The organism is Psychrobacter sp. NPDC078929 (assembly GCF_050267985.1).
In the GTDB taxonomy this organism is placed as follows: domain Bacteria; phylum Pseudomonadota; class Gammaproteobacteria; order Pseudomonadales; family Moraxellaceae; genus Psychrobacter.
This window is the reverse complement of record NZ_JBNNFX010000003.1, coordinates 176,514-190,036: the sequence shown is the minus strand read 5'-3', so window position 1 is coordinate 190,036 and position 13,523 is coordinate 176,514. Positions and strand designations below refer to the sequence as shown.

The following is a 13,523-nucleotide window of genomic DNA, read 5'->3' as shown; positions in this document are numbered from 1 at the left end:
ATTGGCTCGATAAAGACCGTTTGTTATCAGTGGAGTGACCATATGTCTGGCGATAATGCCTTGTTGAATGACCAGCATCGAGCACCAATCATTGGCTACCATCGTGCGCCGCTCTCACAGAAGTTTGGTGCGCCAAGACAACCGAATTTGGTGGCGCTGACTAGTGTAATTGAGATGCTAGCGCCTTACGATACGCCAGCGGCATTCATTGGCTTAGACACTTTTAGCCATATTTGGATCAGCTGGCAGTTTCATCACAACTATTTATATAAAGACAATCAGAATCACAAAAACGAACAGAAACATCAAAACGACCAACTTGATATCACAGGTAGCGGTTTTCGACCACAAGTTCGACCGCCAAGGCTTGGTGGTAATCAAAAAATAGGCGTGTTTGCCAGTCGTAGTATGTATCGACCATCCGCTTTGGGATTGTCTGTGGTGAAACTTGAGCGTATTGAGGTGATACAAGGTCGGGTATTAATTATCATCAGCGGTGCTGATATGATAGATGGTACGCCCATTATCGATATCAAACCTTATGTGGCTTATAGTGATGCATTGAGTCATGCAAAAAGTGGTTTTGCGCAAACTGCGCCGCACTTGTTGGATGTGACGATTATCGAGCTGGCTTATGAGCAGTTTTTGCAAATTGTCGCCAATCAAAGTGCGCAAAATGCAGCGGTAGAAAATGCTCAAAATAAGCAATCATCAGTTAAAGCAGTCATTGATAAAACTCAAAAACAGTTAATGATGGCTGATCTAGACACTATCAAAGCCTTAATCGCCCAAGATCCACGTCCTGCCTATCGGCGCACCGAGTTAAATAAGCGTTTTACCATGCGCTATAAGTCTGTTGATGTCAGCTTTCAGCTGATAGAATCGGGACAGTTGCAAATAACGGCCGTTGTAGCAGTGACTCCTTAGCATGAAATTGGCGCACTGTATTTATGCTTTATCAAAGCCATGAAAGTGAAAGCTATAAACTGCTGATTTGTGAAATATTTATTGACCAATAAAAGAAGAAAAATATGTCTGCTCAAAAATATTCGATCGTGATTGATTTACGTTGGTGTCTTGATGAATTACTAGCAGATAGAGTAATTGATCAGCGCGGCTATAATCTGGTGATAACCAGTCGCCGTGACAAGGCGCAGCATCCGCTTCTGACGATTAGTGAGTTTGGGTTGCCTAATGGTCATGCGGATGATCATGCGCTTGATAGTCATGCTGAGAGTAAATTAACGATAGCATGGCTCAATCAATGGCTAGCGGCCAAAGCAGACATGCCACTTGTGCGTATTGATCCACTGAAAGTTGATGTGCCAGCCGTCACGCAGCTGATGTCGTTCGAATATGCGCGCTCGCAGCATATTTTACCGATTGAGGTCGCTGTAGACGAAGTGGTTATCGGAACGGATCAGCCTTTTTATACTGACTGGCACTCAAGTATTGAAAAGTTAATCAAATCAAAAAGCTATCGTACGGTCTATATCAATCCTGAGCAGATTAAACGCTATCGGCAAGAGTTCTATCAAGTCACCCAAGCGATTGCAGGCGCAAACAGTGTCCATAAACGTGCAGCTGCCGATGTGACCAATGTCGAAGCATTATTACAATTGGGTGACAATACCAACCCTGATGCCAATGACCAGCATATTGTCAGAGTCGTTGATTGGCTGTTGCAATATGCCTTTGAGCAACGAGCTAGTGATATCCATTTAGAGCCACGTCGTGAGACAGGTAAGGTTCGCTTCCGAATTGATGGTGTACTCCATACGGTGTATGAGATGCCATTGGCAATCATCGTCGCGGTGACCGCACGTATCAAAATTCTAGGACGGCTAAATGTTGCAGAAAAGCGTAAACCGCAAGATGGTCGTTTAAAGACGCGAACGCCAAAGGGGCTAGAGACAGAACTTCGTTTGTCGACTATGCCAACCGCTTTCGGTGAAAAGTTGGTCATGCGGGTATTCGATCCTGAAGTGCTGGTGCGTTCCTTCGCTCAGCTTGGTTTATCGGGTAAGCAGCTTGAAACGTGGCATGAGTTGACTGCTCATCCAAATGGGATTATTTTGGTCACCGGGCCTACAGGTTCAGGTAAGACCACGACCTTGTATAGTACTCTCAAGCAGCTAGCGACTGAACAAGTTAATGTCTGTACCATCGAAGATCCTATTGAGATGATTGAACCTGCATTTAACCAGATGCAAGTGAATCCAGGTGTCGATTTAAACTTTGCTGACGGCATTCGCTCTTTGATGCGTCAAGATCCTGATATTATTATGGTGGGGGAGATTCGTGATGCTGAAACAGCCAATATGGCAGTACAAGCCTCATTAACAGGGCATTTGGTGCTCTCGACACTACATACCAACGATGCGCCAAGTTCAATCACTCGCTTGCATGATTTGGGTATTCAGCCATTTTTGACATCAGCGACTATATTGGGCGTAATGGCACAGCGGTTGTTACGTACGCTATGCCCGCATTGCAAAAAAGCGGTAGACGTTGTGCCAGACAGTGAGATTGCCATTCAATGGCAGGAGTTGGTACAACCTTGGCGCGCACCTGCCCCAGCACAAATTTATATGGCTCAAGGCTGCGAGCATTGTCGACATACTGGTTATCAGGGACGAGTCGGCCTATACGAGATTATGCCATTGTCTAACGAATTAAAAAAACTGGTCGCAGCCGATACAAACTTAGATGTACTCAAACAACAAGCCTATCGTGAAGGTCTACAGCCATTGCGTTTATCAGGGGCAAAACGTATTAGTGAAGGCGTGACAACCATAGAAGAGGTGATGCGAGTCGTGCCTCTTAATTAACTATTGTATTTGAAGTCGTGTTTAGCGTTCCCAACGTACGTTTTGGCGAATAATTTTTGCTGGTGTGCCTGCTACCATACAGTTTGGTATAGTGACTGGTTTATTGACGAAGGCACCTGCTGCGATGATACATCCATCAGCGATAGAGACGTTTTTTGAAATAGTCACATTAGCCGCAATCCAAATATGATCTCCTAGAATGACATCAGAATGTGCTTTGTTCACTCGTACGTTAGTATCTATATCGTAGACCTTGTGCACATCGGTAGCGCGAATTTCAATACCACGCGATATCATGCAAGACTTACCAATGGTTACACTCTTGTCACGTGCCAAGATATAGCAATCAATGGCAGTGGTATGCTCACCAATATGAATGCGTAAATGATTACCAACGACTAATAATTGACCAGAGAATTTAACATGTTCTGCGATAGTGACTTGATTGTGATTACCATTAATGTCGATTTTTAATTTATTAAGTTTCCCATGACTACCAATGGTAATTCGATTGTTATCACCTTTACGAATGGTAATTGTGGAGTTGCCAATGATACGTACGTCGTTAGCTATTTCAATGTAATTACTATGGCCTTTATCTTGTAGTAAAAACCGTTGTCTATAGAGTTGCTTCGGTAACAATGTTTTGAATATATGCGGTAAAGTGATAGTTTTTTTATGATTCATATTATGGCACTTATGAGAGGTAATAAAGGTTTTAAAGCTTCGGTTTTTAAAAGACTGTTATGACGTATCGACTAAGCTCGTATCATCCATTTATTTAGAATAAATTCTATTTAGAGTATTTTTGATAGCTATTAATGTAGTGTACCGTTAAACGATACTTGAAAACAGATTCCTTCACAGCAACCAATGCAAATAAGATTTAAATTTTAATTCCCATACTTTTAATTAATAAGTTATAAAAACGAGATTATTTATGTTTACAGATACTCATTGTCACCTTAACCGTTTAGATTTGACGAAATACGATGGTAAATTATCTGGCGCGATTGACGCCATGAAAACTGCTAATGTTACCCGTGCGATGGCGATCATGTGTGATTTTGCAGAATATGATGAGATTGCCAATATTGTGAGCACCTATGGTGACGAGACATTAAATCTAGGGATGAGTGTAGGGATTCATCCTTGTGAAGATATTGATGTACTGAAATCAGCGACGGTTGAGCGTTTAGTAGAGACTGCTGATAAAGATCATGTATGGGCAATAGGCGAGACGGGGCTAGATTACTACTGGTCTACAGAAAATAAAAAAGAGCAGCAAGCCAGTCTTGCACGTCATATCCATGCCAGTCAGCAACTAAAAAAACCGCTGGTCATACACATGCGTGACGCAAAAGAAGATACGATCGATATCTTAAAAAGTGAAGGCGCTGAGCATGGTATTATTCATTGCTTTACTGAAGACTGGGAGACCGCAAAACGTGCTTTAGATTTAGGATTTTATATCTCCTTCTCAGGTATTGTCAGTTTTAAAAGTGCCCAAAATATCCAAGATGCTGCAAGGCACATGCCTAGAGACAGAATCTTGATTGAGACCGACAGTCCATATTTGGCGCCTGTGCCTAAGCGTGGTCGTCCCAATGAGCCTGCCTACGTACCCTACGTCGCGAGCTTTATCGCAGATATGTATGGTTGTGATAGTAACGAGGTCGGAGCATTAACCGCAAAAAACTTTGAAAATTTACTGGCACAGTATCGCTAAAATGGTTATGCTATGACCAGTCAGTCATTTATGTGATAGTCGTATAGCTCAATCCCCCTTAGTATCTGATTTACTAAATGTAACTATATGATTATCAATGACTATTTGTAAATATAAGCATATCCCTTTTATGGTATTTCAGCAGTTCTTGTATAGTTTTATACGCTCATTGCCAAATGTACGCACATAATTGATGGTCATATGCTTAATCTTGTCATGTTTTAGGAGAGATTATGAGTCGTCAGCACCAGTTCAAGGCACGAGAAGAGAACATCTTAGCGATGGCAGAACAATTGCTACTTGAGTCAGGCGATGGTGATATCACTTTAGACAGTTTGGCAGATCAGCTCGATTTGGCTAAAGGCACCCTGTACAAGCATTTCTCCAGTAAAGATGAGCTTTATCTGCGTATTATTATTCGTTACGAAGAGCAATTGTTTGAGATTAACCGTATTGATGACTGCCCCTCGGCAGGCGTTGCCCGTATGATTTTTCAGCAGTTATTCAACCCGCAAAAAGCCATGCTATTGAACCAAATCGAAGAGCGTCTGGCAGCATCAGTGACTGGGCTCAATCGTTTGTTTGGTGAGTTATATGATATCCGTCGCCAGCGTATGAAGCGTTTGATTGATATTATTAGCGCATACCTAAAAGATGAGCACAGTAATTTGAGTACTCGTGATTATCTATCGTCTATTTGGGCGATTGGTCAGGGCGGTGCAGGGCTCTTAAACTCAAGCTTTTACCAACGCTACTTAGGTCGCCGTGATACGCTGCGTTATGCCTTTGTTCAGCAAGTGCTAGAGTTGCCAAGCCATTATCCTGCTGATGATGAAGAGGTCATGGATGAAGATATGCAAGAGCTGGTAGAGCAAATCGATACTGAATCAGAAGAGCACCGTAATACCAACTATTAAATTAGTTATCGGTAAAGTATCTCTTAGCAAAGTAACTATTAATAAAGTAGCAAGTAATTTTTGGGTTATGAACCTTTTTCGGCTTTGATAAATCGTGTTGTAATGCTTACCATTGCAGCACGATTTGTATTATGAATTTATATATCTTCTAATATTCTTCAAACCCCCTTTCTCATTCTGCGACAATTAAAATTGGGCTTATAGGTGCAATATGCCGGTCAGTGTTAAGACGCAGTCCAGTTCAGCGGCTACTTGCTCTTTTACTCTAATTAGTCAAACGTCTCAGTCAAGCTGCTTAGATACAAGACCTACAGACCATTGTCGCAGCTGCGTCTCCATATCAAGTGATGCTTATCACTTATCATCATTCTCATCAATAAACAGTCGGCCACAGGCTGGTTTTACATTGGTGGAAATCGTGGTGGTAGTGGCTATCTTGTCTATATTTGCTGGCATAATGAGTTTGTCTGTCGGTAGCAGTGAATCCCGCAAAAACCGCGCTTTTTATGAGCATCTGACCGATTCATTGAGTTACGTTCGCCTATTGTCGGCTGAACGTATGCAGCCGATGGGTTTGCGTATGCAGGCAGATAAGCAGGGGCAGGTAGAGCCGGTCATCGTTACATTATCAAATCCATATGTCGCGTACCAGACAACAGAGATGATGTCAGATAGCGCCGACAGTCAGCCTAAGAATGCTATGGAGCTGTCGGCAGAGGTTGCTGGTCTATCAGGCTCTACTGATGAGCAAAAACCAACGCCAAGTTGGGAAGTCGAGTCGGATATCAATTTGCCTGAACTGCCCACTGGCGTGAGTATTAGAGTTCAAAGTTTGGATTCTAGCGGTTTACAGAGTACGGGACGAACCCAAACGTTACAGCCTTGGTTTAGCGATCAAAATGTACCGCAGGTATTGTGGTTTGGTACAGGACAAGCAACGCCCGTCACCATTGAAGTGCTTCACGATTCGCGTTTAGTGGGCGAGGTGATTACGATAATGCCAGATGGTAGCATGCGAATCGGACAGGGGTTATAGTGGCTAGATTATATAAACCTCCTATGACAAGCCAGCCTGTGTCACCAAGATCTATATCACTCAAGTGTGGACGCGAGAGCGGCTTTACCCTTATCGAAGTGATGGTTGCTTTGGCTATTTTGGCAGTGGTAGCAGTCGCGGCGAGCCGTGCCAGTAGTGCATATCTGAGCTCAGTTGATATATTGCGTACTCGTACGCTTGCTCACTTCGTCGCTCAAAATGCCGCCGCTGATTTGCGTATTCAAGAGACGTGGCTGACAGCCAACCGCACCCAAACCGTGAACGCTCAAGGGCGTGATTGGCAAATATCAATGACAGTCGGCGACGCCATCACACCTGCCCTAAAAGAAGTAAATATCGCAGTTGCGCCTATTATAGATGGACAGACACGCACATCGGTCACTGATATCACTGTGATGCTAAGTAATGCTGAGCAAGATACGGGCAGTTTGGATTTAAGTGGTCTAAGCACAACAGGTGATAGCGGGCAAGCAGAGGGCGGTCTGTGAGGCATCAGCGTGGTTTCACATTACTTGAGCTAATGGTTGCCATGGCAATATTTGCGATGCTAGCTGTTGCATGCTGGCAAGTATTTGATGGGGTCAACCGTGCTCGTGAGCGCGCGCAATTTCATGCTGACAATCTGGCTGTCTTGCAGTACGCCTATTTGCAATTACAGCAAGACATGGGTCAAATTATCCCTTATCAAGCGGCTACTACTCAAAGTGTCAGTGCGACGAATAACAGTCCAAGCGATAGTACTAACGCGAACACTAGCTCCCAATCAAGCGAGCAAATGAACAAAATTGCGCCTGAGCCCTTTATGAGCTTAGATGGCGAGCATATCAGCTTTGTACGCTTTGCCGATCCTGATCCAAGATATCAGAGTAGCAATAGCCTCCAACGTATCGAATATATTTTTGCGGATGAACGTTTGATACGTCGCCAATATACCAGTATGGAAGGCGGGCGTGATAGCGTCAGCTTGGACAGCGTATTGCTCGAAGGTGTCACAGCAGGGAGCTGGCAAGCCTATCTACCAGAGCTAAGTACCAGATTTCCGAGCGATGACATTAACAGTGGCAGTAGTGCAAGCGTAGCAGTAGTACAATCAGCGAATACAGCGAATTCCAAGCCAACAGCTGTTTTATTACCGAAAGGAGTCGCGGTTAGCTTTACATACCAAGACATGCCAATCACTTGGCAATGGGCACTTGCCCCGCAACCGATATCGCATAGCAATAGTCAAAGCATCGCCAATAATACAGAGGGTGGTAGCAATGATAATGCCAATAATGACAACAGCGGTAATGATGGTAGTGACAATAATAGCAGTGCGGATGATAGCAATGTAGGAACGAATAATTGAGAAGGTAGTAGTTAAAATGCATCAATTGCTCAACAACAAAGGCTATGTATGTCGATGACTGCGAACTCTCAACGCGGTGTTGCACTGCTGACTATCTTATTATTGGTAGTGAGTATTACTGTGGTTGCAGGATCAATGCTTGCTAGCCAAAAAATTGCGATTAGGCGTAGTGGTCTGTTATTCGATCAAAATCAGTTGCTGCAAGATATCGATGCAGGTCAACAGTTGGCTGTGACGATGATTCGCGCTGATAGCAACCTCAATGATACGGATAGTGCGCAAGATATCTGGGCGCAGCCTATACCACCTTATACATTGGCTAGTCACAGTGTCAGCATCGAGCTACGCGATGAGTCTGGTCGTTTTAACATTAATAACTTGTATCAAGATGGGACGGCCAATACCACTGCTTTAGCAGTATTCCAACGACTACTCACGCAACTAAATCTAGAGCCTGATATCGCTATTGCTATACTTGATTGGCAAGATGCAGACGGCGAGGTATATCAAGATGGCGGTGATGAAAGTACGGTATATGCGCAGCAGTCAAACGCTGTAGCAACAGATGCTCTGCCAAATCAGCCTTTTGTCAGTATCGATCAGCTACTAGAAGTGAAAGGGGTAAGCGCTGAGACATTAGCAGTATTACGGCCTTATCTTACCGCAGTGCCTTATTATGTGCCGATTAATATCAATACTGCCAGTCCTGTATTGTTAGCAGCACTAATTGAGGGTGCTAACAGCCAACAGATGCAATCACTGGTAGATATGCGCGCACAGCAGGCGCTGACGTCTATTGATACAGTATGGCAATTACCGATATTCGGCAGTCTAAATGATGAGCAACGAAAAGCACTAACACCAATGCTTGCCGTTGACAGCCAAGCATTTATGGCGCTTATCACAGCGATTGATAATGCAACTGTCGGACAGGCGAGAGAGCGTTTTGCCACTGTTTTGATTAGTAAAACTGTCGTTGATAATAATCAAGTAGTTAATAGTAGTGAGGCTGCTAATAATAATCAGGCGAGTAACAGTAGTGAGGCAAACGGTAAAATGCCCAAGGCAGTCAAAGTAGTGACACAGCGACTATGGGCATTTCGTCCGAGCTTTTAGCAGAGAGTATTGGGATCGACATTTAGTCTTTTAGGCGTGTTTCTTCGCTAGATTTCCAATTATAAGCCCCGTAAAAAAGCATCTGTGCTTGACGAGTACAGTTATGTAGCATCAGCTGTTTGTTCTCTTCGATTTCATTTAGATCAATCTCATCATCATGATCTTCCGTATAGGTCAGCTCTAGCCAATCAACAATCCAAGAGAAAAACATATTCACACCAGCTTCAGCCAATAGACGACGGTCATAAGCGTTGATATGGGTAAACGCTGGCTGCAACGCTAAGTCGTCGGCCAACCCTTGAGCATGTATCTTAATCAACTCATTGATGGCTTTGCGTACTGCTTCTGATCCACCATAACGCTCACTGACCAAGAACTGCCAGTAATAAGGCTGATCGCTGACCATATACAAGAATAGCTGAATACTTTTTGCGATTTGACGATCAAAGCTACGTTTGCGGCCAATCTGCAGGCTATCACTTAACGTGGCTAACGTACCGCCCAATTCCTCAATGACCAAAGCGCGCCCGAGTGACTCCATATCATCAAAATGGCGATAAAACGCCGTCGGCACAACGCCAACCTCGCGTGTTACTTGTCTGAGACTGATAGAGCTAAAAGATTGCCCTGTCATACATAAATCGAGCACAGCATTAAAAAAGGCGTGCCGAGTTTGAAGTTTTTTTTGTTCGCGACTGCTCATAATATTTCAAAATTGTCCGGTAGGTGTTTATCATACTCATTTCAACGCATAAATACGACTGAAATACGCCATTCGTGTTAATTTACTAAACCTGTATTGGTCTTTTAAACCACTGTGCCCCAATGACCCTGCAACTCTTGCGCCAGTCGATAAGCTTCATGATCATTCATACCTGTAATAAAATCCAAAATATTTAAGACATTATGATAGATATCGTCAGACAAGATGCGGCGATGTTCGTCAAGATGAGGCTGTAGTAATCTTAACAGACGTTGCTGCTCAAAAGACATCGGCGGCTGCATAGTAGCAGATTGAGACCCTGTCCAAGCGAGTGGCATAAAGGCATTCAATAGGCTATGCAAGCACTGATTGGCCATCAGCTCCATTCTTACTTTGCTCGGATGGTTAAATATTTTTTCGCGTGCCAGCTGCTTAGCTTGATTGATACCATTCTGCACACTGGTATCGCAATGGGCAAATAGGCTGCCTTGCAGCGTTCCAGTTAGCAATGCATCACTATTGGCTACAAAGGCATCGGTGACGGTATTGACCAAACGCATCATGGCTCGTGCCCGCAGTGAGGCAAGACTTTGTCTGACAGACATATGCGCTGGCAAGTTTACGCTGCTTGGACGCTCACCAATCAGCTCATAAAATATCGTGGCAACTTCGGCATAGGTTAGCATATTCAGATTGATGCCATCTTCTAAATCGATTAGCGCATAACAGATGTCATCTGCCGCTTCTAGCAAGTAAGCCAATGGATGGCGCGCAAAGCCATCGTGTTGCTCTGAGCGCGGTAAGTGCAAACACGCAGCTAACTCTTCTAACTGAGAAGCCTCGCTATAAAAGCAGCCAAATTTTTGCACGTTATAATGGTTGTCATTGACATCGTTACTGTGAGTTGCCAACCACGGATACTTCATAAAGGCGCCTAGCGTGGCACAGGTGAGCCGCATACCACCCTTGTCAGGGTGATGCTCATTACGTGCCAATAGGCGAAACCCTTGAGCATTACCCTCGTATGCCAGTAAGTCCAGTCGCTCGTTGCTGCTTAAATTTTGCAAAATTGCTTGCGGTTCAGGCTGCTTAAACCAATCACGAATCGCATACTCTCCTGCATGTCCAAAAGGCGGGTTGCCAATATCATGAGCGAGGCAGGCGGCTTGTACAATAACGCCGACATCCGCAGGCGAGATACCCGCTGGTAAACCATTGCCTAATTTATCATGTAACTTCTCTGCTGCCATCATTGCTAAAGAGCGTCCAATACAGGAGACCTCAAGCGAATGCGTCAGGCGAGTATGAATGCCGAGCTGATTGGTCAACGGATGAACTTGGGTTTTTTGATTGAGCTGACGAAAGGAGTGCGAAAACACCAGTCTGTCATAGTCTTTATGAAATTGAGAGCGAGTGCTTGTATTGGCGTTGAACTTCTTGGAAGCACCAAGACGCTGCGAGTTGAGCAGATGAGACCATTGTGTGGTAGGAGACGGCAAAGAAGTTGGTGTACTTAGCATATTAAACATCCGAAACCAAGGGAGCCTCTAGCATAGCAAAATAGCGCCCTTGGTACAGATATATAGTCAGAGAACTACTAAACGACTACGGTGTTCCCCTCCTTAAAGGTGCTATTTGTACAATCTGTAGTCGGCTGCCTTGTACTCATTTTAGACTTCTTTGACTAGAGTTAATGCCCTATAAATTGTATACGGTGCCAGTTTCGCTTAGCCTACTATTTGTAGTAATTTCACTCGCCTTGCTTGTATCCAAATTATATTGAAACGACTATATTAAGACTTTTGACAGTTAAAAAGTACGTCTTCTTTGTCGATAGCTACATCGCTGTCCAGTGTCTTCTTGAGCAATGTCGCTTTGTCTCCATTTACTCGCCATATGATGCCGTGGGTATCGTCTAATCCAATATCGCTGGTATAGATGCCCTTATCAGCATCAGTTTCACTATTAGCAGTAGCCGTTAAATCGTATTCGATACCATCGATGAGCAAATGCGCTGTCTGTGGTGTACTGTCGCTATGATAAGAAACGCCGATAGTAGCAGTAGGCTCACAAGAGAAAGGAGTGCTGTTGCTGGCATGAGCTGCATGATCGTGACCTGCGTGCGCATGTTCCTCGTGGCTATGACTTTCATGATCGTGTCCTTCATCATCGGGCCCTTCATGGTCATGTTCCATATCACTATGCTCTTCGTGGTCGTGCTCTTCATACTCTTTATCATCATGCATCTCATGATCTTGTTCATGCTCGACGTGATTATCTACTGGTGCTTCTTCAGATACCACTGCATCGGTATCGTTGTTCGGCTGACAGCCCAGTAAAGAGCCAGCCATCACACTACCTAGTATAGTAATACCTGCAAGTTTAGAAAAATAAGCCGCCATAATATAATTCCTCAAATAAGCAAAATAAAGATATGTTATAATATAACAATATAATGACAAAATAAAGCCGATGATGGAGAATATCCAACATCGGCTAATTAACTTTAAACAAGCTATACTATTTAAAGTTACACGTTAAATCTAAAGTGCATCACGTCGCCATCTTGCACGATGTAAGTTTTACCTTCTAAACGCGATTTACCAGCAGCAGCAGCGCCTTTTTCACCGTTGTATTCGATAAAGTCGTCATAGGCAATGACCTCAGCACGAATGAATCCGCGCTCAAAATCAGTATGAATTACGCCAGCTGCTTGCGGCGCTGTCGCACCAATAGCGACAGTCCAAGCACGTACTTCTTTTACGCCAGCGGTAAAGTAAGTCTGCATATCAAGTAAGTCATAGCCACCACGGATTACTTGGTCAAGACCGGCTTCTTCCATGTCCATTTCAGCTAGGAAGTCTTTTTTATCATCTTCATCGAGCTGTGCAATTTCAGATTCGATCTGATTGCATAGCGCGATTACGATAGAGTCTTCACCAGTGGCATAGTCACGAACAGCGTCAAGATATGGGTTGTTTTCAAAACCATCTTCAGAGACGTTAGCGATATACATGGTCGGCTTTAGCGTGATTAAACCATAGCTTCTGATCAGTTTTTTCTCATCAGCGTCTAGGTTAGCAGCACGAGCCGCTTTGCCTTCTGCTAGTAATGGCTCAATCTTTTTGAACACATCAAGCATGGCACCAGCGTCTTTATCGCCGCCTTTTGCTTTTTTGGTCAAGTTAAATACCGCACGTTCAACAGCTTCTAAATCTGCAAGTGCCAGTTCAGTGTTGATGGTTTCGATATCATCAATCGGGCTAACGCGGCCATCAACGTGTACGACGTTGTCATCATCGAAACAGCGTACAACGTGAGCAATTGCATCGGTCTCACGGATGTTCGCTAGGAACTGGTTACCCATGCCTTCGCCTTTCGATGCCCCTGCAACCAAACCTGCGATATCGACAAACTCCATCGTCGTTGGTAATACGCGTTCAGGATTGACGATATCAGCCAGTTGCTTTAGGCGTGGGTCTGGTACTGGCACGATACCCGTGTTGGGATCTTTGGTACAAAATGGAAAGTTTTCAGCGGCGATACCCGCTTTGGTCAACGCATTAAACAAGGTGGATTTGCCCACGTTTGGTAGGCCGACGATGCCGCAATTAAAACCCATAACATTCTCTCAATGTATTAATAAAATCAGTTGGTATAAAGTTTGGTTAAATGATAAATCAAAATTGGGCACATTGTAGCAAATTTACCTGAATAGGGGTGAGGTTGTTACGGTATATGCTCAGGTTTTTACTCGATGATAATACGCAGCTTTATGATAAAAGTAGGTCATATTTGAGGCTTGAAAATGAACAAGGCGAA

At 43.9% G+C, this 13,523-nt stretch carries 13 protein-coding genes; 8 read left to right on the top strand and 5 right to left on the bottom strand.

Annotation, left to right across the window (positions count from 1 at the left end; all coding sequences use genetic code 11):
• Positions 1-42 precede the first annotated feature (42 nt).
• On the top strand, positions 43-927 hold the full coding sequence (gene tsaA, locus ACQKCG_RS03115; RefSeq protein ID WP_102094916.1) for a tRNA (N6-threonylcarbamoyladenosine(37)-N6)-methyltransferase TrmO: 885 nt from the start codon (positions 43-45) through the stop codon (positions 925-927).
• A gap of 104 nt (positions 928-1,031) precedes the next feature.
• Positions 1,032-2,831 carry a GspE/PulE family protein gene (locus ACQKCG_RS03110; RefSeq protein WP_102094915.1) on the top strand — a complete coding sequence of 600 codons (1,800 nt, stop codon included), beginning with the start codon at positions 1,032-1,034 and terminating at the stop codon, positions 2,829-2,831.
• A gap of 21 nt (positions 2,832-2,852) precedes the next feature.
• Here the strand turns inward: ACQKCG_RS03110 and ACQKCG_RS03105 are convergent, their stop codons facing one another.
• Positions 2,853-3,518: an acyltransferase gene (locus ACQKCG_RS03105; protein ID WP_102094914.1), complete on the bottom strand. Its 666-nt coding sequence runs from the start codon at positions 3,516-3,518 to the stop codon at positions 2,853-2,855.
• A 253-nt stretch (positions 3,519-3,771) separates the two neighbouring features.
• Here ACQKCG_RS03105 and ACQKCG_RS03100 point away from each other — a divergent pair, with 253 nt between their 5' ends.
• The 6 genes from ACQKCG_RS03100 to gspK all read left to right on the top strand — a co-directional run bounded on the left by ACQKCG_RS03100 (position 3,772) and on the right by gspK (position 8,998).
• On the top strand, positions 3,772-4,560 hold the full coding sequence (locus ACQKCG_RS03100; protein WP_102094913.1) for a TatD family hydrolase: 789 nt from the start codon (positions 3,772-3,774) through the stop codon (positions 4,558-4,560).
• Between the two features lie 233 nt (positions 4,561-4,793).
• Positions 4,794-5,477 (top strand): TetR/AcrR family transcriptional regulator, encoded by a 684-nt coding sequence (locus tag ACQKCG_RS03095; RefSeq protein ID WP_057759351.1) that lies wholly within the window; start codon positions 4,794-4,796, stop codon positions 5,475-5,477.
• 409 nt (positions 5,478-5,886) lie between these two features.
• On the top strand, positions 5,887-6,513 hold the full coding sequence (locus ACQKCG_RS03090) for a prepilin-type cleavage/methylation domain-containing protein (protein WP_371546707.1): 627 nt from the start codon (positions 5,887-5,889) through the stop codon (positions 6,511-6,513).
• A 38-nt stretch (positions 6,514-6,551) separates the two neighbouring features.
• A complete protein-coding gene (gspI, locus tag ACQKCG_RS03085; protein ID WP_371546706.1) occupies positions 6,552-7,022 on the top strand; it encodes a type II secretion system minor pseudopilin GspI in 471 nt (156 codons plus the stop codon).
• A complete protein-coding gene (gene gspJ, locus ACQKCG_RS03080) occupies positions 7,019-7,882 on the top strand; it encodes a type II secretion system minor pseudopilin GspJ (RefSeq protein ID WP_102094911.1) in 864 nt (287 codons plus the stop codon). The genes gspI and gspJ overlap by 4 nt, the downstream gene beginning before the upstream one ends.
• Positions 7,883-7,930: 48 nt before the next feature.
• A complete protein-coding gene (gene gspK / locus ACQKCG_RS03075; RefSeq protein WP_228153259.1) occupies positions 7,931-8,998 on the top strand; it encodes a type II secretion system minor pseudopilin GspK in 1,068 nt (355 codons plus the stop codon).
• 22 nt (positions 8,999-9,020) lie between these two features.
• On the opposite strand, the gene ACQKCG_RS03070 is transcribed toward gspK, so the two are convergent.
• The 4 genes from ACQKCG_RS03070 to ychF all read right to left on the bottom strand — a co-directional run bounded on the left by ACQKCG_RS03070 (position 9,021) and on the right by ychF (position 13,323).
• Entirely contained in the window at positions 9,021-9,701 is a 681-nt protein-coding gene (locus ACQKCG_RS03070; protein WP_102094910.1) for a TetR family transcriptional regulator, read from the bottom strand.
• Between the two features lie 104 nt (positions 9,702-9,805).
• Positions 9,806-11,221, bottom strand: coding sequence for a deoxyguanosinetriphosphate triphosphohydrolase (locus ACQKCG_RS03065; RefSeq protein ID WP_102094909.1), 1,416 nt, complete (start codon positions 11,219-11,221; stop codon positions 9,806-9,808).
• Between the two features lie 273 nt (positions 11,222-11,494).
• Positions 11,495-12,103: a hypothetical protein gene (locus ACQKCG_RS03060; protein ID WP_102094908.1), complete on the bottom strand. Its 609-nt coding sequence runs from the start codon at positions 12,101-12,103 to the stop codon at positions 11,495-11,497.
• 128 nt (positions 12,104-12,231) lie between these two features.
• Positions 12,232-13,323 carry a redox-regulated ATPase YchF gene (gene ychF, locus ACQKCG_RS03055; RefSeq protein ID WP_102094907.1) on the bottom strand — a complete coding sequence of 364 codons (1,092 nt, stop codon included), beginning with the start codon at positions 13,321-13,323 and terminating at the stop codon, positions 12,232-12,234.
• Positions 13,324-13,523: the final 200 nt, after the last annotated feature.